General features: G+C 39.0%; 25 protein-coding genes. 23 read left to right on the forward strand and 2 right to left on the reverse strand.

The genetic code is table 11. From position 1 onward, the window contains the following. The first annotated feature begins 20 nt into the window (after positions 1-20). The 9 genes from ACFX4N_RS00925 (at position 21) to ACFX4N_RS00965 (ending at position 11,148) form a co-directional block, all read left to right on the forward strand. Positions 21-3,659 carry a multifunctional 2',3'-cyclic-nucleotide 2'-phosphodiesterase/3'-nucleotidase/5'-nucleotidase gene (locus ACFX4N_RS00925; protein ID WP_057273328.1) on the forward strand — a complete coding sequence of 1,213 codons (3,639 nt, stop codon included), beginning with the start codon at positions 21-23 and terminating at the stop codon, positions 3,657-3,659. 288 nt (positions 3,660-3,947) lie between these two features. Next, entirely contained in the window at positions 3,948-4,544 is a 597-nt protein-coding gene (locus ACFX4N_RS00930; protein WP_013057397.1) for a TerD family protein, read from the forward strand. A 24-nt stretch (positions 4,545-4,568) separates the two neighbouring features. Then, entirely contained in the window at positions 4,569-5,147 is a 579-nt protein-coding gene (locus ACFX4N_RS00935; RefSeq protein ID WP_013057396.1) for a TerD family protein, read from the forward strand. A 35-nt stretch (positions 5,148-5,182) separates the two neighbouring features. Then, the gene (locus tag ACFX4N_RS00940; protein ID WP_057273326.1) at positions 5,183-5,761 is read left to right on the forward strand and encodes a TerD family protein; all 579 of its coding nucleotides are present in this window, start codon (positions 5,183-5,185) and stop codon (positions 5,759-5,761) included. Between the two features lie 94 nt (positions 5,762-5,855). Next, positions 5,856-7,472: a YceG family protein gene (locus tag ACFX4N_RS00945; RefSeq protein ID WP_053487349.1), complete on the forward strand. Its 1,617-nt coding sequence runs from the start codon at positions 5,856-5,858 to the stop codon at positions 7,470-7,472. Positions 7,473-7,490: 18 nt separating this feature from the next. Beyond that, positions 7,491-8,582, forward strand: a complete 1,092-nt coding sequence (locus ACFX4N_RS00950; protein ID WP_013057393.1) for a toxic anion resistance protein — start codon at positions 7,491-7,493, stop codon at positions 8,580-8,582. Positions 8,583-8,859: 277 nt separating this feature from the next. Then, complete coding sequence (locus tag ACFX4N_RS00955) at positions 8,860-9,630, forward strand: DeoR/GlpR family DNA-binding transcription regulator (protein ID WP_013057392.1); 771 nt, start codon at positions 8,860-8,862, stop codon at positions 9,628-9,630. Then, positions 9,627-10,661: an oxidoreductase gene (locus ACFX4N_RS00960; protein WP_053487347.1), complete on the forward strand. Its 1,035-nt coding sequence runs from the start codon at positions 9,627-9,629 to the stop codon at positions 10,659-10,661. The genes ACFX4N_RS00955 and ACFX4N_RS00960 overlap by 4 nt, the downstream gene beginning before the upstream one ends. A gap of 13 nt (positions 10,662-10,674) precedes the next feature. Next, the gene (locus tag ACFX4N_RS00965; RefSeq protein WP_055992841.1) at positions 10,675-11,148 is read left to right on the forward strand and encodes a heme-degrading domain-containing protein; all 474 of its coding nucleotides are present in this window, start codon (positions 10,675-10,677) and stop codon (positions 11,146-11,148) included. A gap of 36 nt (positions 11,149-11,184) precedes the next feature. Here ACFX4N_RS00965 and ACFX4N_RS00970 read toward each other — a convergent pair whose 3' ends face one another. Together ACFX4N_RS00970 and ACFX4N_RS00975 are read right to left on the reverse strand one after the other, a co-directional pair. Next, positions 11,185-12,444: an erythromycin esterase family protein gene (locus ACFX4N_RS00970; protein WP_057273325.1), complete on the reverse strand. Its 1,260-nt coding sequence runs from the start codon at positions 12,442-12,444 to the stop codon at positions 11,185-11,187. Between the two features lie 86 nt (positions 12,445-12,530). Next, positions 12,531-12,689 (reverse strand): hypothetical protein, encoded by a 159-nt coding sequence (locus ACFX4N_RS00975; RefSeq protein ID WP_014459762.1) that lies wholly within the window; start codon positions 12,687-12,689, stop codon positions 12,531-12,533. Positions 12,690-12,858: 169 nt separating this feature from the next. On the opposite strand from ACFX4N_RS00975, the gene ACFX4N_RS00980 reads away from it, so the two are divergent. The 14 genes from ACFX4N_RS00980 (at position 12,859) to ACFX4N_RS01045 (ending at position 24,851) form a co-directional block, all read left to right on the forward strand. Next, positions 12,859-13,620 carry an exodeoxyribonuclease III gene (locus ACFX4N_RS00980; RefSeq protein ID WP_057273324.1) on the forward strand — a complete coding sequence of 254 codons (762 nt, stop codon included), beginning with the start codon at positions 12,859-12,861 and terminating at the stop codon, positions 13,618-13,620. A gap of 117 nt (positions 13,621-13,737) precedes the next feature. Next, positions 13,738-14,175 carry a MarR family winged helix-turn-helix transcriptional regulator gene (locus ACFX4N_RS00985; protein WP_057236015.1) on the forward strand — a complete coding sequence of 146 codons (438 nt, stop codon included), beginning with the start codon at positions 13,738-13,740 and terminating at the stop codon, positions 14,173-14,175. 193 nt (positions 14,176-14,368) lie between these two features. After that, positions 14,369-16,024, forward strand: coding sequence for an MFS transporter (locus tag ACFX4N_RS00990; protein ID WP_057273323.1), 1,656 nt, complete (start codon positions 14,369-14,371; stop codon positions 16,022-16,024). Between the two features lie 29 nt (positions 16,025-16,053). Further along, a complete protein-coding gene (locus ACFX4N_RS00995) occupies positions 16,054-16,686 on the forward strand; it encodes an HlyD family secretion protein (RefSeq protein WP_057236023.1) in 633 nt (210 codons plus the stop codon). Between the two features lie 154 nt (positions 16,687-16,840). Then, the gene (locus ACFX4N_RS01000) at positions 16,841-18,235 is read left to right on the forward strand and encodes an MATE family efflux transporter (protein ID WP_057273322.1); all 1,395 of its coding nucleotides are present in this window, start codon (positions 16,841-16,843) and stop codon (positions 18,233-18,235) included. A 336-nt stretch (positions 18,236-18,571) separates the two neighbouring features. Next, positions 18,572-19,003: a YwqH-like family protein gene (locus tag ACFX4N_RS01005; protein WP_053487341.1), complete on the forward strand. Its 432-nt coding sequence runs from the start codon at positions 18,572-18,574 to the stop codon at positions 19,001-19,003. After that, positions 19,000-19,257, forward strand: a complete 258-nt coding sequence (locus tag ACFX4N_RS01010; protein ID WP_013083474.1) for a YwqI/YxiC family protein — start codon at positions 19,000-19,002, stop codon at positions 19,255-19,257. Before ACFX4N_RS01005 ends, ACFX4N_RS01010 begins: the two co-directional genes overlap by 4 nt. An 18-nt stretch (positions 19,258-19,275) precedes the next feature. Then, the gene (locus tag ACFX4N_RS01015) at positions 19,276-21,402 is read left to right on the forward strand and encodes a T7SS effector LXG polymorphic toxin (protein WP_377260674.1); all 2,127 of its coding nucleotides are present in this window, start codon (positions 19,276-19,278) and stop codon (positions 21,400-21,402) included. Positions 21,403-21,417: 15 nt separating this feature from the next. After that, positions 21,418-21,858, forward strand: a complete 441-nt coding sequence (locus ACFX4N_RS01020; RefSeq protein WP_057236039.1) for an SMI1/KNR4 family protein — start codon at positions 21,418-21,420, stop codon at positions 21,856-21,858. Between the two features lie 150 nt (positions 21,859-22,008). After that, positions 22,009-22,473, forward strand: a complete 465-nt coding sequence (locus ACFX4N_RS01025) for an SMI1/KNR4 family protein (protein ID WP_057273320.1) — start codon at positions 22,009-22,011, stop codon at positions 22,471-22,473. A 410-nt stretch (positions 22,474-22,883) separates the two neighbouring features. Beyond that, positions 22,884-23,333, forward strand: a complete 450-nt coding sequence (locus ACFX4N_RS01030; RefSeq protein ID WP_057273319.1) for an immunity protein YezG family protein — start codon at positions 22,884-22,886, stop codon at positions 23,331-23,333. Positions 23,334-23,596: 263 nt separating this feature from the next. Beyond that, on the forward strand, positions 23,597-23,893 hold the full coding sequence (locus ACFX4N_RS01035; RefSeq protein WP_057273318.1) for a hypothetical protein: 297 nt from the start codon (positions 23,597-23,599) through the stop codon (positions 23,891-23,893). A gap of 90 nt (positions 23,894-23,983) precedes the next feature. Continuing rightward, positions 23,984-24,379, forward strand: a complete 396-nt coding sequence (locus ACFX4N_RS01040) for a DNA/RNA non-specific endonuclease (protein WP_244659686.1) — start codon at positions 23,984-23,986, stop codon at positions 24,377-24,379. Next, on the forward strand, positions 24,372-24,851 hold the full coding sequence (locus ACFX4N_RS01045; RefSeq protein ID WP_057273316.1) for an antitoxin YezG family protein: 480 nt from the start codon (positions 24,372-24,374) through the stop codon (positions 24,849-24,851). Before ACFX4N_RS01040 ends, ACFX4N_RS01045 begins: the two co-directional genes overlap by 8 nt. Positions 24,852-24,887: the final 36 nt, after the last annotated feature.

Raw genomic sequence — 24,887 nt, forward strand, 5'->3', positions numbered from 1 at the left:
ACTTGAAAGGTGAATGGTAGATGAAAAAGAACAAAAGTAGTAAAACGAAAAAAATCCTATCCACATCACTGGCACTTTCTCTATTATCTATGCCTCTTTTAACTACACAGGCAGGAGCGGAAGAACGTCATCCTGGACAAAGCTCACAGCAAAGCAAGCATCAAGGCCATAATAAAAAAGATGCGCTTGTGAACATACGCCTGATGGAAACAACCGATGTTCATACGAATCTATTAAACTATGATTATTTCAAAGATGCCTCTTACGAGAAAGTGGGTTTAGTTAAAACCGCTACCTTAATCAAAAATGCTCGAAAAGAAGTAAAAAACAGCTTATTAGTAGATAACGGAGACCTCATTCAAGGAACGCCCCTAGGCACGTATAAAGCTAAGATTGACCCGCTGAAAAAAGGCGAAGTTCATCCTGTATTTAAAGCGATGAATCAGCTAGATTATGATATTGCAACGCTTGGAAATCATGAGTTCAACTACGGATTAGACTTTCTAAAAGAAGCGTACAACGATGCGAACTTCCCTTACATAAATGCCAATGTCTATGTTGACGATCATGACAGCAACCCGAAAAATGACAAAAATAAATTTACGCCTTATAAAATTATGAATAAAAAAGTCGTTGATGAAAACGGTAAAAAACGAACGATTAAAGTCGGTTTCATTGGTTTTGTGCCGCCTCAAATTAACGATTGGGACAAAGCAAACCTTGACGGAAAAGTCATTACAAAAGGTATTGTAGAAACAGCCAACAAGTACATTCCAGAAATGAAGAAAAAAGGTGCGGACGTAGTTGTCGCGATGGCTCACTCTGGGTTTAGCAGCAATAAGCAAAACACGGAAGATGTGATTTACTCATTAAGTGAAGTAAAAGGCATTGATGCTATTACGTTTTCACACACGCATAAAGTCTTCCCTGCTAAAACGGAAGCTGCGCTAGACGGTTTGTTCCTCGGAGCAGATAAAAAGCCTCTTCCTGGCGTCGATAATGCAAAAGGAACAATCAACGGCGTTCCGGCTGTCCAAGCAGGTTACGGCGGAGGATCACTTGGCTTAATTGACTTAACGTTAAAAGAAGAAAAAGGAAAATGGAAAGTAGTAAACTCTCAATCGTCCACGCGTGAAACGTATAAAGACGTAAAAGATGCGTCAGGGAAAACGGTTACGCAAAGTACGGTAGAACCGGATAAAGGTGTTGTTAAAGCGGTTCAAAAAGATCACGATGCAACGGTTAAATACGTGAACACACCAATCGGTAAAACGACGGATGATATTCACAGCTATTTTTCTCTTGTGAAAGATGATCCATCTATTCAAGTTGTAACAAATGCACAAAAAGACTACGTGGAAAAATACGTTTCTCAAAACAAGCCGGAATATAAAGACCTTCCGATTTTATCAGTCGGAGCACCTTTTAAAGCAGGAAGAAACGGCGTAGATGAATATACGGAAATTAAAAAAGGTGACTTAACGATTCGAAGCGCAGGTGACCTGTATCTATATGACAACACGTTAAAAGCGGTCAAAGTAAAAGGTTCCGTTATAAAAGACTGGATTGATATGTCTGCCGGTAAGTTTAATCAAATTACACCGAATAAAACGGAAGAGCAGGAATTATTAAATCCAAGTTTCCCTGTTTATAACTTCGACGTCATTGACGGCGTTCAATATCAAATTGACGTCACTAAACCAGCAAAATACGATGTGAATGGAAACGTGATTCATGCGGATTCAAGCCGAGTTGTTAACTTAACGTATAACGGTAAACCAGTTGACCCGAATCAAGAGTTTATCGTTGTGACAAATAACTACCGAGCTGGCGGAGGCGGAAACTTCCCTGGTCTAAAAGGAAGCGAGCTTGTGGTGGATTCAGCGGATGAAAACCGTCAAATTCTAATGGACTACATCACCGAGCAAAAAGAAATTACGCCTACAGCTGACGATAACTGGTCCATTGCACCAATTAACGGAACGGCTAACGTGACGTTCACAAGCTCACCGCGCGGAGAAAGCTATTTAACTGAAGGAAGCAACATTACGTATACAAATAAAACGGATGACAAAGGATTTGGCATTTACAAAATCAACCTAAACGGTGAATCCAAAGATAATACAAAGGTACAGCTTTTAGGCATGAACGACCTGCACGGTCAGCTCGATACAGATACAAAAATTACGTCAAATGGCCAATCGCTGTTAGCTGGAAATATGAAGTATACAGCAGCAGCTATTCGTAAACAAGAAGCTGAAAATCCGAATACGCTTTTAGTTCATGCTGGAGATATGATTGGCGGAAGCCCGTTAGTTTCAGCGCTGTTTCAAGATGAGCCAACGGTTGAAGTGATGGAATCACTTGGATTTGATGTAGGCACGCTTGGAAATCATGAGTTCGATGAAGGCATTGCTGAGCTTCACCGTATGATTGAAGGGGGAGACCATCCAAAAGGAACAAAAGGATACGACGGCATGAATTTCCCGGTTATAGCGGCAAATGCTTATGATACTTCAACGAATAAATTAATTACAGAACCTTACGCGATAAAAGAAGTAGGCGGCAAGAAAATTGGATTCATCGGCGTTGTAACACAAGAAACGCCAAGCATGATTGTTCGTAAAGGAAATGAAAACTTAAAAATTACGGATGAAGCAGAAGCAATTGATAAATATACGGCAGAGTTGAAAAAGAAGGGTATTAAAGCAATTGTAGTACTTGCTCATAATCCATCTAATCAAAATGGAACGTCTACCGAATTTGATGCAGCCGATATCGCTAAAAAAATTGATGATGAAGTTGACGTTATCTTTTCAGCTCACAATCACGTATACAACAACAAAGTAGTAGATAACAAACTAATCGTTCAAGCTTATTCATACGGTTCAGCGTTTTCTGACGTAGACGTTGAAATCGATAATACGGGTGACATCGTGAAAAAAGATGCAAAAATTGTGACCGTTTATCAAAAAGACTATACGCCAGATCCTGAAGTTTCAAGCATTATGAAAAAGTATGAAGACTTAGCAGCACCTATTAAAGCAGAAGTTGTTGGAAATTCATCTACTGCTCTAGCAAAAGGTTATCCATCTAGCGGAGCAACGGGCGATATCGCGCTTGGAAACTTAATTGCTGACGGTATGAAAGCAGAAATGAAAGCTGACTTTGCGTTAATGAATGGCGGAGGCGTTCGTTCACAGCTTGATTCTGGTGACGTCACATACGGTGATTTATTTGCGATTCAGCCGTTTGGCAACGTCTTAAATAAAGTAAAGCTAAGCGGAGCAGATTTAGAAACGGTGTTAAACAATCAAATTACATCATCCGGCTTAGATTTCCATATTGCAGGCTTTAACTATACGTGGGATGGAAGCACCAATAAAGTAGTCGATATCACGCTTCCAGATGGAAGTAAAATTGACAAAGAAAAAGAATATACAGTAGTAGTCAATAACTATATGTATGGAAATGAAAAATACGGTATTGGCGCACTTTCTTCAGATATGGAAGTGGGACCAGAAGATTTACAAGCAACGGTAAACTATATTAAAACACTTAATAGCCCGTTTGAATACAAAGCAGAAGGACGTATTCAAAACGTGGCAGCTGCTAAAACAGCTGAACAGCAAGAACCTACTTTGAAAATAGCTCAATAAGCCAAAAAAGACTGTCTCATAACCCGGATTTCCGGTTTAGAGACAGTCTTTTTTTAGTAGGCTGACTTACCTTTTAAACTTTAAATCAACTAATTTATGTCACAACAGACCGCTTAATTTTTGAAACAATCACCAGATTGTGGTATTCTTTCCATGGAAAGAAGATTTACGTAAACGTTAAAAGTGGTATAAAAGATTTCACTATTTTTTCATTTATTTGCGCTATGATATAGAGCTATATAGAACCTGAAATAGAATATGTTCGTTACAGTAAAGGAGTAAATAAAAGTGGCTATTAATCTACAAAAAGGTCAAAAAATTGATTTAACAAAAGGAAGAGAAGGCCTATCTTCTATTACTGTTGGATTAGGATGGGATCCTGTAAAAAAACGCAGCTTTTTTGGTTTCGGAGGAAACGGACCAAGTATCGACTGTGATGCATCTGTTCTTATGCTAAATTCAAACGATAAGCTTGTAAGTAACTCAGCCGTTGTGTATTTTGGAAATCGTCACAGTAACTGCGGGAGCGTTAAGCATTCAGGCGATAACCTTACCGGAGCAGGTGAAGGAGACGATGAACAAATTTTTGTTGATTTAAAAAAAGTTCCTGGAAACGTACATAAACTTGTGTTTGTGGTCAACATCTATCAGTGTGTTGAGCGAAACCAAGATTTCGGTATGATTAAAAATGCGTTTATTCGCGTTGTAGACAGCGCTAAAAACGAAGAACTTGTCTACTTTAATTTATCTGAAGACCATTCAGGAGCAACCGCTTTGTTTGCAGGTGAAATTTACCGAGACGGGAAAGAATGGAAGTTTTCCGCAACTGGAGATGCAACGAGAGATACTGGATTAGGTGAAATTGCAAATAAATATACAAAATAAACAACTTGAAAAGAGGGAAACGAAATGGCTATTAATCTTTCAAAAGGACAAAAAGTAGATTTAACAAAAACGAATCCAGGATTAACAAACGTCGTGGTAGGTCTTGGATGGGACGTAAATAAGTATGACGGTGGAAACGATTTTGATCTAGATTCATCTGTTTTTTTATTAAACGGCGCAGGAAAATGTGCTTCAGAATCTGATTTTATTTTTTACAATAATACGACGGGTGCAAACGGAGCGGTTGAGCATACCGGAGATAACCGTACAGGCGTAGGTGAAGGAGACGATGAGCAGGTTCAAGTAGATTTGAAAAATGTGCCTCAATCTATTGAACGTATCGCGTTTACCATTACGATTCATGAAGCGGAAGCACGCGGTCAAAACTTCGGTCAAGTAAGCAACGCCTATGTTCGTATTTTAAATGCAACAAATGACGAAGAGTTAATTCGTTATGATTTAGGTGAAGACTTCTCTATTGAAACAGCAGTCGTGGTAGGCGAGCTGTACCGACACGGTGGAGAATGGAAGTTTAATGCTATTGGCAGCGGCTATCAAGGCGGCTTAGCGGCACTTGTAAACGACTTCGGTTTAAATGCCTAATCATTAAAGTAAGAAAATGTACGGAGGATGTTTTTATGTCAATTTCTTTATCAAAAGGTCAGCGCATTGACCTAACCAAAACGAACCCAGGATTAACAAAAGTAATAGTAGGTCTTGGGTGGGATACAAATAAATATGCTGGATCTCAAGATTTCGATTTAGATGCATGTGCATTTTTAGCCAATAAATCAAGCCAAGTTGTAAATGACGAGGAGTTTGTTTTTTACAACAATTTAAAAAGTCCAAATGGAGCTGTGGAGCATACCGGTGACAACCGTACGGGTGCAGGAGATGGAGACGATGAGCAAATCGTCGTTGATTTTTCTCTTCTTCCTGACCATGTTGAAAAAATCGGAATTAGCGTCACGATTCACGACGCGGATGCTCGAGGACAAAACTTTGGACAAGTATCCAACGCGTTTGTTCGTTTGATTGACGCTGAAACAAATGAAGAAGTGCTTCGATATGACTTAGGCGAAGATTTTTCGATTGAAACAGCTGTCGTTGTATGCGAGCTATACAAGCACGGAAACGATTGGAAGTTTAATGCTATTGGCAGCGGGTTTTCCGGTGGCTTGGCCGACCTTTGCCGCAACTACGGATTATCCGTATAAAAAAGACGCGGGATAAATGAAAAAGAAAGGGTGCTTTAACGAGTACCCTTTCTTTTTAGCATGTATATGTCTGAAAAGAAAGGAGCTGTAAGGCGTGAATAAACTAATTGATCCTCATATAATTAATCTTAACGAGCAGGATGGAACTTCTCTTTTTTCTCAAGATGTTTCTTTGCGAGGTGACTTTGTACAAAATGAGCAGCAAACTTCCTATAAGCAAGTGGCAGGCAGATATTTAGGCACTCATCTTGATGCGGACGAGTACGCAGCTTTTCTTTATGAGCTTGCACATTCTTCACCATCAATTATTGTCCTGCATGATAAGCTTGATAAGTCCATTTCGAATGATAGATTAAAAGAAGTCCAAACGATTCTTAAAATTAATCAAGAAGAACGCGGCCTTTCTGTCAATCGGCTGTTTGCTTTTTTAGAAGGGAAAAAGCTGATTGTGAAGTCAGAAAATCCTGCTATACATAGAAGAGTACGCGAAAAATTTATTGAAACGTTAACGTGTTTTAAAGAACAGCACGCAGAGGGCTTTATGGATGCACAGTTTCAACGCGTATTAATCGATTTAATAAAGTGGCAGTGGAATCATGTGAAAACTTGGATGCTGGATAAAGCCTTTCCTGAGCACGCGCCTCGCATCATGTGGTACGGAGATGCGAATAAAAGCGAGCAGTATTTTCTTCATTATTTGATTTTACTAGGTTTTGACGTCCTCACCTTTCATCCAGAGGGAAAGGATAATTTAAAAGAAGTAGATAAGAATCAACATTTAACAACGGTTTATACGTTTCCTTCTACTAGCTCGCTTTTTCCTTTTCCAACGGATAAACCGGTTCGAAAAGGTACGGTAGCATTTAGAGCGTCTCAAGAAATTGAGCAAGTGCTTCATTCAGAGGAGTCCATGCTGTATAAACCGTGGCAATTTCGTTCGTATTTTCCAACTTCAGTTACTCTTAAAACGACGTATGATGAGGTTTTTTTATTAATGAGAGAACGGGCGTTTATTCGTCCTAATTTTGGAGTGTCAAAGCCATATGTACACGTGCCGGTCCTGTTTTCAAAAGTACTTGGCATTTCTAGAAATCGAAAAGAGTACTGGAGTAAAGTGCATGAGCTCATGCAAACGGAAAATGAGTTAGCTCTGACGATTGATTCTGTTCCTTTTGCCAAAAAGATAGAGGGGAATAATCACTTTCACTATCAAGGAGCTCTCGGAAGTGATGGTACGCTCAGTCCAGATAAAATGATTGAAAGCAACTGGTGGCGCTATAAAGAGCTGCCTATCGGGCTTCAGAAAGGGCTCGCTGCAGCTATTTCCAGATATTGTGCACATTCAAAGCTCCTTCGGTTGGATCATGAAGATGCGTATCAGCATCAAATGTACTTGTTTAATCAGTCTTTGAAGCTTCCAAACAACGTGCTTCGCATGCTTCAAAAATTTGATTATACGCAGCACGTCCCCCGGCTCATTATTTATCACGGAAATGAACATGAAACGTTTACGCGTGAAGATGCAGCTTTACTGCTTCTATTAAATGAATTCGGCGTTGATATTGTTCTTTTTAATCCGACGGGTCAACTGGATATAGAAGCGTTCGTCGAAGAAAAATATTTCGATATGCACTGGCTAGAAGATATTAGCTTTAATGAAGAATTCAAAGAGCCGTCGCTCATTCAAAAATGGTTAAAACGAATCTTTTAAAGAAAGAAGGGTTTTTAAATGGCAACAAATGAATTACAGCCTTTAGATCTAAACGAAGCGGAAGAAGCTTTAGAAACAAAGCCTAATGAAGTAAAAGCAAAACTGCGAGAAGAACCGGAAGTACGTCGCTTAGCAGAACAAATTGATTATAAAAATCAGCTGGCTCTGCTTGAATATGGGAAAGAAACGGCCAATGAAATTTCCTCGTTTTCTGGAAAAGTGCTTAGTACAATTAAATCGTCCAGCATGGAAGAGTCAAGCCAATTATTAAAGCAGCTTGGAAAGATTATGGATAAATTTGACGCAAAGGATTTTGTTGAAGATAAAGGGTTTTTCTCTAAGCTTTTTAAACGCGGTCAAAAAATAGTGGATAAGCTGTTTCAAAAATATGAAACGATGGGCTCTGAAATTGATAAAGTATATGTAGAGATTACAAAATATGAAACGGAAATGAAGCATTCGACCACAACGCTTGAACAGCTTTACGAGCAAAACTATCAGTACTATATGGAGCTTGAAAAATATATTGTAGCGGGCGAAGTAAAAGTAGAAGAATTAAAACAAGAGTTAAAGGTGCTTGAAGAACGAGCGTCGAGTGGAAATCAGCTGGCGGCAATGGAGCTTCAAACCTTAAAAAACGCAGTTGAGCTAATGGAGCAGCGATTATATGACTTAGAAATGGCAAAACAAGTATCTTATCAATCTGCTCCTCAAATCCGTATGCTGCAGCGAGGAAATACAAAGCTGATCGGAAAAATCAATTCTGCGTTTATTACAACGATTCCTATTTTTAAAAATGGACTTATTAACGCAATTGCAGCAAAACGCCAAAATTTAGTAGCCGAGTCAATGAACGAATTAGACAAACGCACAAATGAACTGCTCATTCGAAATGCAGAAAACATTTCACAGCAAAGCGTTAAAATTGCCAAAATGTCCGGTGCTCCTAGCGTAAAAGTAGAAACGATGGAGCAAACGTGGAATATTATTATGAAAGGAATGCAGGAAACAAAAGCAATCGAAGAAGAAAACAAACGTCTGCGTGAAGAAGGACTTGTTCGCTTGGAGCAATTTCAAGAAAACTTCAAGGCGCTTGAGCATAAGATGTAACGACAAAGCGGGAATCTTTACGATTCTCGCTTTTTTTTCATATACGTTTGCTAGAAGTCTGAATTGTTTAGAAGAGATTAGTCAAAAGCATGAAAGGGTATCAGATATAAAAGAAGTATTATCCAAAATAAGATAGTTATTTCCAAAAAGCGTTTGTGTACTTTTATATTTTAAGTTAAAAAATTAAAAAACTTAATATTTTTAAGTTTTTTCTGGCTTTTAGCTTTTATTTGCGCTACAATTAGCTCATATCAAAGTAAAAAAGGAGGGTATTCGGATGTATCAAGAGCAGCGCATGAGTGCGATTGTTGAATACCTTCATACAAACCGTACGATTATGTTAGACGAAATTTGCGATATGTTTACCGTTTCAAAAGATACGGCGAGGCGTGATTTAGTCAAGCTTGAAGAACACGGTGAGGTTATGAGAGTCAAAGGCGGGGCGACGCTATCGTCAAGTCACATCGTTGATTATAGTGAACGAACGCCTACCAAAGCGAAAGAACAAATTGCTAAAGAAGCAGCTTCGTTAATTTCGGCGGGCTATGATGTACTTTTAGATACGTCTTCTACCATCGCACTGATGGCGAAGTATATGGATGTAAAGCATGCAACTGTTATTACGAATTCCATTGATAATGTGGATTTGCTCGATCAATATACGACGTGTGATACGTTTTTGCTGCCGGGCAAGTTTAACGGGAAAAACCGTAACGTCACCGGGCCAAGAACGATTTCTACGTTGCAGGAATATAAAGTAGATCAGCTGTTTTTAGGGACATGCGGCGTTGGGGCAGAGAGTATTACATCTCCAAGTGAAGAAGAAGCGTTTTTAAAAAGACAGATGATTCAATGTGCAAGACAAGTGATTATGCTTGCGGATCATACGAAGTTTGAACGTGAATTTTTACACCGAGTATGTGATATGAGCGACATTGATATCTTGATTACAAATAAAGAGCCAGAAGCGGATGTAAAAGAAAAAATAGAACAAAATCAAGTGCGGCTTATCGTCACAGATTTTGATAAAGGAGAGGAAAAACGATGAAAAAAATAAAAGTAGGATTAGTAGGATACGGATTTTCAGCAACGGTCTTTCACACGCCTCTTTTAAGCGTGTTAGACGAATTTCATATTTCAAAAGTCATGAGTTCAAATCCTGAAAAGGTGAAGAGTGACCTAGAGGGTGTTGAAGTAGTAAGCAATCTGTCTGAACTTCTAGAAGATGACAGCATTGATTTAGTTATTATTACAACGCCTAGCGGCATGCACTATGAAATGGTGAAAGACGCACTTCGCGCAGGCAAGCATGTAATTGTTGAAAAGCCGATGGTCGTATCGGAAAAAGAAGCAAATGAATTAATTCAATTAGCAAAAGAACAAGATGTTCAACTAAGCGTCTATCATAACCGCAGATGGGATAATGATTATTTGACGGTGAAACAGCTGATTGAAGAAGGAAAATTAGGCGACGTTAAAATGTATGAAGCTCATTTTGACCGCTATCGTCCGGCTGTTCGAGACCGCTGGAGAGAAAATGAAGGACCTGGGTCAGGAGCGCTTTACGATTTAGGCTCTCATTTAATTGACCAAGCCTTACATCTTTTTGGAATGCCTGAATTTGTTCAAGCTGATGTGTTTGGTCAGCGAGATCATGCACGTACGGATGATTACTTCCACGTAGTGCTTGGATACGGTTCTCTTCGCGTTATTTTGCATTCAAGCGCTATTGTGCCAAGCAACGGGCCGCGCTTTCAAGTTCACGGAACAGAAGCAAGCTATATCAAATACGGGATTGACGGCCAGGAAGATATGCTAAGAGCCGGCAAGAAGCCTGTGAATGATACGTGGGGAGCAGATCATCCTGAACACTACGGTAAGCTGACAACGGGCGAAGGAGAAACAACAGAAATTGAAACGCTGCACGGTTCTTATGTGACGTATTATCAAAAAATTGCCGACAGCCTGCTTCGAGGAGAAGAACTTCCGGTTTCAGCAGAAGAAGCTCGTGACGTGGTTAAAGTTATTGAAGCGGTATTTGAAAGCAGCAAAGAAAAACGAGCGGTTTATTTTAACTAAGGAGCGAGAAACAGTGAGTAATCATTCGGCAGAGACGCTGCTTGAAAAAGTAGTTCAACAGGAAAAAGAACTGATCTTTCATCAATTTACAAATGACCAGGCTCTACAGCTCGGAATGGCCATTATTAATGAAGCAAAAAGCAAGGGTAAGGCAGTAACCGTAAGTATTAAACGAAATGGTCAAACTCTCTTTCAACATGCGATGGAAGGGGCTATTCCCGATCATGAAGAATGGATTAAACGAAAATCAAACACCGTTCTTCGTCACCATCACAGCTCGTATTATATGAAGCTGTACTGCGAGTTAAAAGATCGTTCTTACGCGCAGTTTTACGCAGCGAACCCTCAGGAATTCGAAGCAGTAGGAGGGTCATTTCCGATTTCGGTTAAAAACGTCGGCGTAATTGGAACCATTACCGTATCAGGTATGTCGCAAGAAGAAGATCATGCACTTGTGGCAGATACGATTCGTAGCTTTTTGCAATAAAAATAAGCGGACTTCGTTGGAAGTCCGCTTATTTAATTAAAAGATGAGTGGCGATAAGGCGTGTGTTTTTTCTACATAAATAAAAGCATCATATCGTTTTGACAAGCGAGAAGGAACATAATTTCCGTATTGTTCAACCTCTGGGTCATATACAACACCAATGGCGCGGTGGCCTATCGTTGAATGAAAAAATTTTCGGTTTTCCTCTGTGAACATGAGATATTGATCAAAAGCACCTGCTCGGTGAATGGTATCTTCCCAGCTTCCTTCCATAGCTGGAGGAACGGTTAACTCCTGCTGAGGATTACCCCAGCTATCAGAAGCAATGACCGTGCCGTGATGAGTTCCGAATCCGACGGCGTAAACATGCTTCGGTCCGTATTCTTCACGGGTAAGCTGACCTACATTCACCATGCCGCTGCTTTTCATGTCCGTTGCTCTTGCATCTCCGATGTGAGTGTTATGCTCCCATACAATTCCTTTCGCGCTATCTTTGTAGTAAGATTGAATATATTTTAAAGCTTCTACCATATGACGATCGCGAATATTCCACGATTCATTGTCATTGGTAATCATCGTATGATAATAAGCTTCAGCATTGCTTGCTACCAGCGCATTTACCTGCATACTAAGCGCAGCTTCAGGCTCATGAGTATAGGTATCTTTCTTTTGCTGAATGGTTTGTAAAAGCTCTAAGATTTCTACCATGCAGTTTTTTCCGTAAAAGGCAGAAGAAATTCCGTACATCTGTGCTTCGCGATGAAAAGGTTCAAAGCATTCAAAGGCTTTTTTCGCTTTCTTTGCATCAGAAGCGTGGTTGTTTTCTAAGTACTCAATAATAGCTTCCATCGATTCCCACAGGCTGTATACATCTAAACCGTAAAAACCTACTTTTGGCTGATGTGCTGGCAAGTTGTTGTTATAATCACGAAGCCATTCAATCAATTCTTTTATTTCTTGATTGGCCCACATCCATGAAGGCCAGCGGCTAAAAGTTTTTAAGACATCTTCGGCATTGGCGTACTGAGTTGTATATCCTTTAATATAGCGATTAACTTCAAAACACGAAGGCCAGTCTCCTTCCACTGCTATAAAAGAAAAATCATGATGCTGAATTAATTCTTTCGTAATAGCTGCTCGAATTTCGTAAAATTCAGATGTGCCGTGAGATGCTTCGCCGAGAAGTACGTATTGAGCGCGGCTTGCTGTGTTAATAAGCGGCAGTAAGTCATCAATATTAGCAAAAGGGATGGAATATTCTTTGATAGCTTCTATCATTTGATTGGTTTTTAGCATATGATCACCTTATTTTTAAGAAATGAATAGCAAGAGCTTGAGACAGCAAGTCTTGCTACCAGTTAACGGGTTCTTATTTTTATGGATTACCTGCTGAAGTGCTTAATGGCAGAATCATTTAAAGAAAAATCTTCTTTAGTAAGCGCCGTTTGATTCTGTGTTTCGCATTCTTTAGTAGGGTGCTCTTCTTTTTTAGAAACAGTAGAAACTTCTTCGTTATTTTCATACGTGTAGTTTGTTGACATTATGTTTCACCTCTTGTATCTAGTGTTTGAGGTACAGAAAATAAAATAAGAAGAAATATCAGGAATACCTTAAAAAGAAGGGTACCCTTTAAATTATTTGAACTTATGCAAAAAATTGTCTACACTAAACACTGATACATAAATCAAGTGAGGAGAACGTGGACAGTTTATGAAGTTGATTTCCTGGAACGTAAACGGTATTCGCGCGTGTGTGCGAAAAGGTTTTTTAGATTATTTTCAAGAAGTGGATGCGGATGTATTTTGTATTCAAGAGACGAAGCTGCAGGAAGGACAAATTGATTTGCAGCTAGAAGGATATTATCAGTACTGGAATTACGCCGTGAAAAAAGGCTATTCTGGAACGGCTGTTTTTACAAAGCAGAAGCCTTTATCCGTTTCATACGGTGTGGGTAAAGAATCGGAAGAAGAAGGACGTATCATTACGCTCGAGTTTGAACAATGCTATGTAGTAAATGTGTATACGCCAAATTCTAAAAGAGATTTAGCGAGGCTTGAAGAAAGGCTGCAATGGGAAGATGATCTGCTCGTGTACTTGAAAAAATTAAATAGCCGTAAAGCGGTGATTTTGTGCGGAGACTTAAATGTAGCCCACGCAGAAATTGACTTGCGCAATCCAAAGCCAAACCGAGGCAATTCTGGTTTTACCATAGAAGAGCGAGGGAAAATGACGACGCTTCTTGCTAGCGGATTTCTTGATACATTCCGCTATTTATACCCGAATCAAGAAGGAGCCTATACGTGGTGGTCGTATATGAATAAAGTGCGAGAACGAAATATCGGGTGGCGCATTGATTATTTTATCGTATCAGAGAGAATTAGAGACGTTATTCAAGGAGCTGCTATTCATCCGCATGTAATGGGAAGCGACCACTGTCCTGTGATGCTAGAATTAAATGTACCTCATCTATGATTTCTTTCTATATAATAGAAGAAAAACGGAAAAAAGGTTGGTTCACGCGAACGGTTGCGGTATAGTAAACATAGCGAAAAGTACAGAATGTTCTATGAGATAAAGGGGGAGACAGAGGTGAAGCGAGACTCGCTGCAAACCATTGAGCACGAAATTGCGCTGCTTGTTCGTCTAACAACGACGCACAGTCCTAAGCTTGGAAGCTTGGACCGTTCTGAATATTTACTGTTAAGCGAGCTAGATCAGCGCAGTCCGCTCGGGATTAATGCATTAGCTGAAAATTTAAAGCTGAGCTTATCTACAGCTAGCCGGCAAGTATCTGCGCTTGAAACCAAACAGTTTGTTCGCCGCTTTCCGAGTCCAGAAAATGGGCGGATTAGTTTAATTGAAATGACGGATTCAGGAAAAGATATTTTGCAGCATGTACAAAACAAGCGGAAACAAGCCTATGCTGAAGTATTGGAAGACTGGTCGGAAGAAGAGATTTTAGCACTGGAAAAAAGCTTATCCCGCTTGAATCACGATTTTAAAAAATGGCGCAGTAATGGATGTTAAAACGAATACATATAGATGAACAAAAAGGCTATTGAAAAATAGTCTTTTTAAGTTGAAACAAAGAAGTTGATTTCTTCATTAAAAGATGTATAATATATAGTGCTGCTATAACTTGCATGATACAACTTGCACAATAAAATATGTAAGGAATTGTTAGTCATATGAAAAGAATTTAATAAAAGGAGGAATAAATATGAGTCAGAATAATCCAGCAGTAGCCTCCGACAAACAAGGTTTAAGCGTACCTAAATACTTAATTATGGCGATTTTAACGCTATTTTCAATTGGCCCTCAGTATTTTTTGAATTTATCTTACACGGTCAATCAAGTATTGATTCAAAATCGATTTGATGCGAGTACACAAAGCTTACTATTGCCATCTATTATTTCTAACTTGGCATTTGGACTCGGAGTACCTATTGGTCCGATGCTAACGAAAAAGTATGGCGTGCGTAAAGCATACTTAACGTTCGTTTTAGTCTTTTTAGCAGGTTCGATTATCAACGTTTTTTCCGAAAACGTTGCGTTTTTATCCCTTGGTCGTCTGATTCAAGGCTTAAGTTCAGGAATGCTGTTTTTAACCATTATTCCAGCTGCGCTGATCTCGTTTCCGAATAAAATCCGAAACTTCTTTTTAGTGTTAGCGATCGGCGGACTGTTCGGTTCAACGGCGATTGGAGCCTTTTTAGGTGCTGTATCTCTTAGCATGGATAATTGGCGCTGGGTTTTTGTTTTAGGAATAATAGCTTCTCTTGTCTGTCTGTTTATTGGGTATAAGGTATTGCCTGCTCATGATCCAACTCAGCAAGAAGATCGACCAGTGGATAAGAAAAGTATCTTTATTCTTAGTCTTATTATGATTTTATTAGTGTATCCACTGTATGAACTAAGATACGAAGGATTTGCTTCTATTCAAGTGTGGCCGTTCTTACTAGCTGCAGCAGGATTAGTTGTCATTTTTGTCTTAGTTGATTTAGCCGCTGAAAATCCGTTAGTACCATTAAAATCACTGCTAGCCGTAAAACCAGTTGCAGGTACAATTATGGCGATTGGCGGTCATATGGCGTATATTCTAGCCATTGCAGGCATTAATGGCGTCATGCAAAATGTTCAAAATGCATCGTACACCACGCTTTCTTATTTTTATTTATACTTTTTTGTTGGGGTACTGATTTCAGCATTTGCTACGACATTCTTGTATGACAAATTTGGTCCAGGTTACCTTGGAGCGATTGGATCACTTCTCATTGTCATTGTAGGATTTAGCTGGGTGAACGTATCAGCCGATACATCACTAGTGAGCTTGTATGTTCACATTATGCTCTTTGGTATGGGTGTTAGTATGGCACTGGTATCCGGTGCACTAGGAGCGGCATTAGCCGGAGATTTACATCAAGCTTCGATGCGTTCCATTTCACTGCACTCCATTCGAAATTTATTAGGAGCGATTGTAGCACCTGTGATTGGATGGTTTGTTGTTCGACAAAACGCGATTTATTATGAAGATTTTCGAGGTCAAATTAGCTCAGTAGATCCTCAGGTGAAGCTGCAGCTGTCTGAAATGATCAAACGCTATATGGGTATGGGAATGAGCCAAGGGGACGCAAAAACATCGGCTGTGACGGCTGTTGTAGCAAGCGCTAAAAAAGCGTCGATTTTACATGCGTATCACAACTTATTTTTCATGCTTGGTATTTTAGGCGTAATCATGCTCATTGCTTCACTAAGTAAAGCGTGGAGCGGTCAAAATAGAATTCTTGTTCAAAAAGAAGAGGTGCAAGAAAAAACTGAGCCGCAAGGAGAAAGAAAAATGCTGCCGGCGCCTCAAACAGAAGAAACATCTGTATAATATACTAACTATAGAAAGAAGGAATTCCGATGAGTAAAAGTCGTTTATTGGTTACTAACATTGTTGGAATCATTGTGATTTTATTACTAGTAGGTTTTGGTGGATATTATTTCTACGAAAAAGCAAATTACGTTAAAACCGATGAAGCGCAGGTAGAAGCACCGCTTTCACAAGTTATTGCTTCAGCTAACGGTCAGTTAAGCGAATGGAATGTAAAAGAAGGAGACAGCGTTTCTCAAGGTGACTCTGTTGGAAGCTTAAAAGAAGGCGACAAATCAACAGACGTAACGTCTATGATCGACGGAACAATCATTAAAAACAACGCGTCTCAAAATCAATTAGTAAAAGCTGGCGATGTATTAGCACAAACAGCTGATTTATCTAAAATCTATATCAATGCAAACATTAAAGAAACAGACCTAGGTGATATTGAAGAAGGAGACAGCGTCGACATTACAGTGGACGGAGACTCAGGTAAAGTCTTTAAAGGTCATGTTGAAGCAATCGGCCGCGCAACAAACTCAGTGTCTTCTATGCTTCCTGCTCAAAATACAGGAAACTACACAAAAGTAACGCAAAAAGTACCGGTGAAAATTTCAATTGATGATGCATCAGATAAAGTTCTTCCAGGTATGAATGCGGAAGTGAAAATTTCAATTTAACAACGGAAAAAAAGCTGCTTCCTTCAAGGGAGCGGCTTTTTTTATGCCTAAACAAATAAAATAAAAAATGTGCTAAAAAGGGGATGTATACAAAGGAAATGTGTGGTAAGATACTTCTTGTTTGAAATTGGATATCGGTAAAGAAGGTGATGGGATGACCGCGGTCGAAACAAAAAAAGGGCCAAAAGAAAAGCTGAATTTGTTTTTCTTAACGTGGCCGATCTTTTTAGAAGTGTTTCTTTTTATGTTAATGGGGATTGCTGATACCTTTATGCTAAGTGCGCTGTCGGACGATGCCGTATCAGGAGTCGGAGCAGCCAATCAATACCTTCACATTGCGATTTTGGTGTTAGAGGTCATTGGCAACGGGGCGGCAATTGTTGTCTCTCAGTATTTAGGATCAAAACGGTATATGGAAGCGTCAAAGATTTCTGCTTTGGCCGTTACGTTAAATTTAGGAGTCGGGCTAGTCATTAGCGCGGGTTTTCTTTTGTTTTCAAGACATATGATGGAAGCTATGAACTTACAAGGTGACGTGCTGATGTATGCACAAAGCTATTTATCCATCGTCGGAGGAGCTATTTTTCTTCAAGCGATTATTAACTCGCTTGCAGCGATTATTCGCGTACACGGCTTTACGAAGCAGGCGATGTTTGTTTCACTTGGAATGAACATTTTTCATATTGCAGGAAACTATGCTTTAATTTTCGGGAAGTTCGGCTTTCCGGAAATGGGCGTGCAAGGAGCTGCCATTTCATCTGCGTTCAGCCGATTCGTTGCGCTGATTGTATTCTTTTGGCTGCTGTATCAAGTGATGGAATACAGAGTGAAATTTCAGTACTACATTACGCTTTCAAAAGAATATATCGGTAAAATTTTAAAAATCGGTATTCCGTCGGCTTTTGAACAGGTTATGTATCAAGGCTGTCAAATTGTCTTTTTATACTATGCGACGTACCTAGGCGCAGAATCACTTGCTGCGAGACAGTACGCGATGAACATTTCGATGTTCATTTACTTGTTTGCCATTGCGATTGGAATGGGTACAGCGATTATTGTCGGCCGTTTAGTAGGCGGAAACGAAAAAGATGAGGCGTACCATCGCGTATGGAAAAGCGTCAAATGGGCCAGTGCCGTAACGATGATGATGGTTGTTCTTGTGATGACATTCAGAACACAGCTGATCAGCGTGTTCACAGACAATCCGCATATCATTGAGCTTGGGGCGACGGTGCTGCTTCTGAGTATTCTGCTTGAAACGGGAAGAACGATGAACATTGTGCTGATTAACTCGCTGCGGGCAGCGGGAGATGCCAAATATCCGGTGTTAATTGGTGCCATGTCGATGGTCATGATGAGCTTGCCGCTCGGTTATTTCTTCGTTTTCCATTTAGACATGGGGCTTGCTGGCATTTGGCTTGCCATTGCAGCCGACGAATGGACGCGCGCAGTTATTATGTTTTTCCGCTGGAAAAGCCGGGCGTGGGAAAACTACGGACTTGTGCAGCACGAACAAACAGCTGAAGAACCAACGCCGGTTCAAGTATAAAACAAAACCTCTGCAGAATGTGCAGAGGTTTTTTGCTGTGTAAAAAAACGAAGTGAAGTTGGTCTTTTTACGCAAAAAGCTTTAATTTGTAGGAAAAAACGGGTATGGGTACAAAGGAATGGTTTTATTCTACTTATTCTTTATTTTAGATAACGGTATATGGTTGGATGACGTATTTAGACATGAGTCTTTTTTCTCTGATTTTCCATTTTTATCTCAATTCATGAAACTAGAAGCATAAAAAAGAGAGTTTTTTCCTATTTAGCTATAATGAGACAAATTTTATACTTATAATTATTGGATTAAACTCGAATTGTGCGGAACAGGAGGAACGATATGGGGTTAGGAAGCGTATTAGACGGACTGCTGGGTGAAGTATCTGGAAGAGTCTCAGATGTAGAAGGAAAGATCTCTAAGCTAAGAACAGCTAAAAGTAAAATTGAGCATGAACAAGCTGTTTCATTACAAGAAATTGAACACATCAAAAAGCCTGAGCTGGGAGACAAATGGACGGGTACGTTATCGGATGATTTTGACGAAAAACGTACGGCAGCCTACGACAACATAAAAGGCATTTTAGACGGTGATTACGATGGATACATTCGTGAAATTGAAACAAAGATATGGGCGCTAGAAGCTGAAAAAGGAGCTTTGAGTGGCTTGAACGCCGCTATTGGAGAAGCGGATTCTTTATTAGCTAAAGGTGAAGAAGCCTATGACGCAGTAGAAAACAAGATTAGTGAAATTAGAAGGGGGCTGTTTTCATGACAATTAAGCTTGATCACGCTGACGTTATCAAAAAGCTTGAAGCAGTCAGCACAGCGATTGGAAATTTATCCATTAGCAAAATGCCTGACCTTGGAAAAAACAGCCTTGATACTACAGAGAAATGGGAAGCGCGCGAAGAAGAAATTCAAACGCTTATTTCTACTTATATAAAAGCATTAAACAAAAACGTAAAAGATACAAAATCTAATGTAGACTTACTAAAAGAACAAGACGAATCTATTATCCATTCGTAGCAGCAAAGGGGGATGACTGTGGGAAAGGTATACGATGCAAAAGCGCTGTTTGATGTAGCAAAAGACAGGGAAAAAGCCTACGATGAGTTACTCAGCCAGCTGGGTGAACTGAAAAAAGCGCTGCAGGGCGTAGCGGACTTAGAAGGCAGCTTAGAAGGAAAAGGCGCTGACAATATAAAATCTTTTTATAAGCAGCACGCCGATACGGCCGGACAGTGGGAAAACTTAATTAAAATGCAGCAAAGCTATTTTTCAACGCTTCACGTTAAAGCTGAAAAAGCAAAGCTAACAGGAAGCACGATTGTAACTGAATCATTTTTAGAAACAGAGCTAAAAAACGCCAACAGCAATGCTAAACAAATGGTTGCTCAGCAGCACGACGATCTGCAGAGTATTTTAAACGGTATTGACGATATCGTCTCTATTTCAGCGTTTTCAACGAGTGAGTTTAACGATAAAATAGAAGAAGCAGAGAAAAAACGCACCGATACAATTGAAGCAGTGAACCAGCTTGACGCTGAATGGTCAAAAGAATACAGCGAAATGGACGACTTCTATACGGTAGTGGATACGCTAGTAAGCGGCTTAGAGCTTGCTACGAGTCAAGGAGGAAGCGCCTATCAGCTTGCCTTTAACGAAAAAGCCTATCACGACAGCGAGCTGTATAAAGTGCAAACAAAGCTAAACGACTATGCGACTTCATATGTTGACTACAACAAGCAGCAAGAAGAAGTATACGAGCTGGAAAAAAAGCAAGAAGAAGAAGCAAACAAGCCGTGGTATGAAAAAACGTGGGACGCGGTTTCTACCTTTACAGGAGAGGTCAGCGGATATTATGATTATAAACGAGCAGCAGAAGGCGTGGACCCTGTTACAGGTGAAAAACTTTCTACCTCACAGCGCGTCGCAGCAGGAGCCATGGCAGCAGCCGGCTTCATTCCGGTCGTCGGCTGGGTAGGAAGAGCCGCAAAAGGCGGAAAAGCAATCTCCAAAACGGCTAAAGGCCTAAGCGCAGCGGATCACGCCTTAGACGCCTACAAATCCGCCAAATCCTTTAAAGTCCTGGAGCAAACCGAAAAAGGCCTCTACGGTCTTGTGGCTGCAAACGGGCTAGGAGAATACATGACCGGACGCGACATGTTCGGGAATAAAATCAGTGAAGAGCAGCGTAAAGCAAGTCTTCTGCAAGCCTTAGGAATTGCTGGAGCTGGGGCGCTTTCTACGAAGGTAGCGGGGAAAATGGGACAAAGCCTTGCGACCAAAGGAACCGAAAAGCTCAACAACATGCGCAACACGCTTCGCACAAGCGCCGTTGCCAACGTCACAAAACAAGCCTACCAAAGCGTCAAAAACGCACCGGCCTCTTGGACGCAGTCGCTACATAAAACGTATAACAACATCCTAGACAGCAGTATGCCAAGACTGGGGCCAGAACTAGCACCAGCAGGTCCGGCATTTGCCCAGCAGACGGTGAGGGAGACCTTGCAGAATGTGAAGCAGCAGACGATGCAGATGGTAACGAAAGTGAAATATTATCCGGATCGCAACAGCTACCGTGGACCTGGCGGAAGGTTTATGTCAGAGAGTGATGTTAAAAAACTGGGTGATGAGATTGAGGTTGAGACGGTTAGCAATTTAAAAGAAGGAAAAAAAACAATTCAACCTCTTCCAAATGTAAATGAATTCCTTCCTAAAAAAAGCAGAAAGCCGATACAACCTCGAGAATATAAAGAGATGACAATTAATGATGATGGAACAAAAACTTACACTTTGATTTCTGGTAAAAATGGTAAAGAATATAAAGTTACTTATGATATACAAGGATATCCTATTTTTAATTCCGTATATGAGGTTAATTTAGTAGAAGAGTTACATTTAGCATCTGATGCAAGGCAATTCAGAAGCTTAACAAAAGGTTTAGCTTTAGAAATTGAAAAAAATAAATTATTAGCTGGAAAGTTTAATGACGCCGAACTACGTTTAATTAGTGCAGGGGAGGTACCAGCGTCTCTAACTTGGCATCACCATCAAGATATTGGTAGAATGCAATTGGTAGATTATTATGAACATGAAGTAGCTAAGCACACTGGAGGTAGGGCTATTTGGGGAGGAGGAAGAGCAGGAAGAGAAGGGAAATTGAGTTAATGAGGAGAGAATAAAGTGAAAAAGATAAATTGGATTCAACCATTAGATAGCCCTATTTCAGAAAAAGTAATTAATGATGTAGAAAGTTATTTTAATATACAGTTTCCCCTTGATTATAAAAAATGCATATTAAATTTTAATGGAGGATACCCACAGCCTAAAGTTTTTGACACTGATGTGAAGAGTGAACTGGTATTTTCATGTTTGTTAAGCTTTACAAGCGATGATGCTAATATAGTAGAAGTCTATGAAATGAAATCGCAAGTGTTACCAAGTGGCATTTATCCTTTTGCGAGAGATCCTTTCGGAAATCTTCTTTGCTTTGATTATAGAAAAAACGTTAGTGAACCGACAATTGTGTTTTTTGATCATGAAGTAGAGAAGGAACAAGCTATATACCATATATGTGATACATTTACAGAGCTTCTAGAAAAGCTATATTCGCTAGATGATTAAAATTCTTATATAGCGTATTTTTTATATAAGTAGCGTCGCAGTTAAACGAGTTTTTTAAAACTTGAAACTAAAAGAAAGAGTCTCTGGGTATGATATGGGTTGCAAAGTTATGGACTGAGATAATTTATAGAGGGAGGTTAATATTTATTTATGAATATAGAAATTAAAAATAATAGTAAGCCTGCAAATTTGCAAGAGATTCAATCATTCGAAGAAGAGTGGAATATTCAATTGCCCGATGATTATAAAGAGTTTTTACTTAAAACCAATGGCGGTAATCCTACTATACGAAGGTTTCAAACCTTAGACAAAAAAATCACGTCATCTTTAACATCCATACTTCCATTCACTAAAGATGTGCATAAAAATGTACAGAATGTATTTTTGGCTTTTCATAGTAACCATGTAATACCTGATAATTTTCTAATTATTGGCGAAGATCCAATTGATAACAAAATTTGCTTGTCATTATCAGGAGAAGATGCTGGAGCGGTTTATTATTGGAGCTTAGACATGGAAGACATCTACGAAGAAGAGTATGAACCTTCTAACACGCATTTTAGCCTTATTTCTTATAGCTTTGAAGATTTTATAAAAAGCCTAACAAACAAATAACCCTAGAGCGCTGCTAAACTTATTTTTTTGTTAATTTTATTCGGAAACTTATAAAGCCTACGTTCGTAAATAGGTATAAATTCTTTTATTCCTGAATTAATGAGATTAATTTGGCAATAAAAAGTTTGCAAGAGTAAGCGGGAGCACCGATTGCATTTTCTAGGCAATCGGTGCTTTTATTAAACGCATTTGCGCATTTCATCATTTATTTTCTATTTTATAAAAGTTAAGGCTTATAAAATAGAATAGCGCCAAAATAGCTTATTCCAATCGCTAGTCATTGCAAGTGCACTATCGTTACGCTACGCAAACAAGGTGGGTCACTCTATGGTGACCAAAGGAACGAAAAGATTTTTTAGGTAAGGTTAACTGGAATTCTTGAGAGTTAATCTAAGGAGTGAAAAAGCAAAATGAAAGAGTATGAAGATAAGTTTAGTGAATTACAAGCTGATATGATATCTATATGTATGGAGTACGTTGAAGATAGCGCTGATAAAGTGTATGTGTATGCTTCGTGTGAAGAAGATATGATATCAAGCAGCTTTTTTTATTTAATTAATGATAAATACGTAGAGCGTCATAGAGTAAATGATGCATGGGGAAATAAAAAATATGATGTATCTACAAAGCGACAGTCCATGGTATTGAACATTATCAATGATGATGTTGAAAAAAATGAAGAACTATGTAGAGAGTATGAAAGAGATATGCCGACAGAGATGAAGCTGATCTATAATGCAAGGAGCAGCCGCTTTAAAGCAGAATATAAGTATGATTTAGTACACACAAATGATGATATTAAAACGGCTAGTGATATTGCTGATGAGTGGTTTGAAGAAGTAAAAAATAATAAGCTTTAATTTAGTATTGATGTGTGAGCTTAGTAGAATTCAGTTTAATTTAAACCAATAAATCGTCATGTTTTAGATTCCCTCCAAGTTTTTCAGGTATATAGTTATAGGTCCAGAAGAAAGTGACGAGGTTCATAAAAGTGCAAGTATCTCCATGAAAAATACGGAGGGTACTTGCATTTTTTTATGTGAGATTTTGAAATGAATTAACTTAATGTCTGATCACGCTTCGCACAAGCGCCGTTGTCAACGGAGCGAAGAAACTTAGTGATATGCGGAACATGTTGAGAGAAAATGTAATTGGATCAAAATTCAATCAAGCATACGAAGGTGTGCAAAAATTACCTAATTTACTTGCTGAACATGTGAAAAAAGGATATGAAAATTTAAGAAACGTATCTTTACCGCAGCCATATTATCAACTGGAAAGTGGTTATTTGCCTCCTACTAAATTAGGTGATGTAATAGATACGGCCAAAGACCACATTGTGAAATTTGCAGCAACAAGAGATAGTGTAGAGACAGTTCAAGTGGTAACCTCTACAGGTAGGACAGTAAATAAAGTTTAATATGGTAAGCATTATACAAGAGTAAATCGTAAAAAGTATTAAAACCAGACATTCAATATACATCTAAATCTGGGCATACTTACACTACCAATGAAAAAGGCCGAATTACACATTAACCTTAGAAAAAGAAAGAAGAAATCAATATCCACAAAGAGTTGTAGAACATCACAAAGAGTTGTAGAACATAATGATCGTTTGTCAGGTGATGACGGAGGTCATTTGATTTCCAGTATTTTAAAAGGGTGTGGAAACCTAGACAATTTGGTTCCCATGAATAGTAATTTAAATAGGGGCGAATGGAAGAAACTTGAGAATACATGGGCCGATGCCTTGGAACTTGATGAAAAAGTACAAGTGAAAATAACACCAAATTATAAAGGCGATTCTATACGTCCAAGTAGTTTTAATATTAGGTATAAAATTGGTGAAGAAGATTGGGATTTTAGGCGATTTGATAATGTACCAGAAGGAATATTAGATGAATGAAGAAACATTGAATAATTTATACCAAGACATAGCGAATATCGTAATAGAGACCATTCCCAAAGAGTGGTCTGAAGTTTACCTTTATGGTGAAGTAGTTGAAGGTGCACAAACAGCTTACTTCTATTATCATCCTAATGATAGTGATGAGATTATCTACAGCCACGACATTCCTGAAATTTTTCCAGTAAGTGAAGAAGAATATTCTAAACAATGGAATGAGTTATTAGATTGCATACAAGAACTATGGAAAGTGTTTATTGAGAATGAGATGCAAGAGCCATGGACCAATTTCACTTTAGTTTTTGACAATAAAGGAAAGTTCAACATCCAATTTAATTATGATGATCTTTCAACAGCAGATTCCTATGCTAGGAAGACAATATGGAAATATGAATATCTTGGTGTCTTACCAAAGAGTAAATTAGGGAAAAAACATCTAGAGAGATATCTTGAGGCTGTAAAGGATAACTAAAAGGTTAATACAAAAACGAAAATTAAAAGGGTTTTT

It is taken from the genome of Priestia sp. YIM B13551 (assembly GCF_042787905.1).
Classification (GTDB): domain Bacteria; phylum Bacillota; class Bacilli; order Bacillales; family Bacillaceae_H; genus Priestia.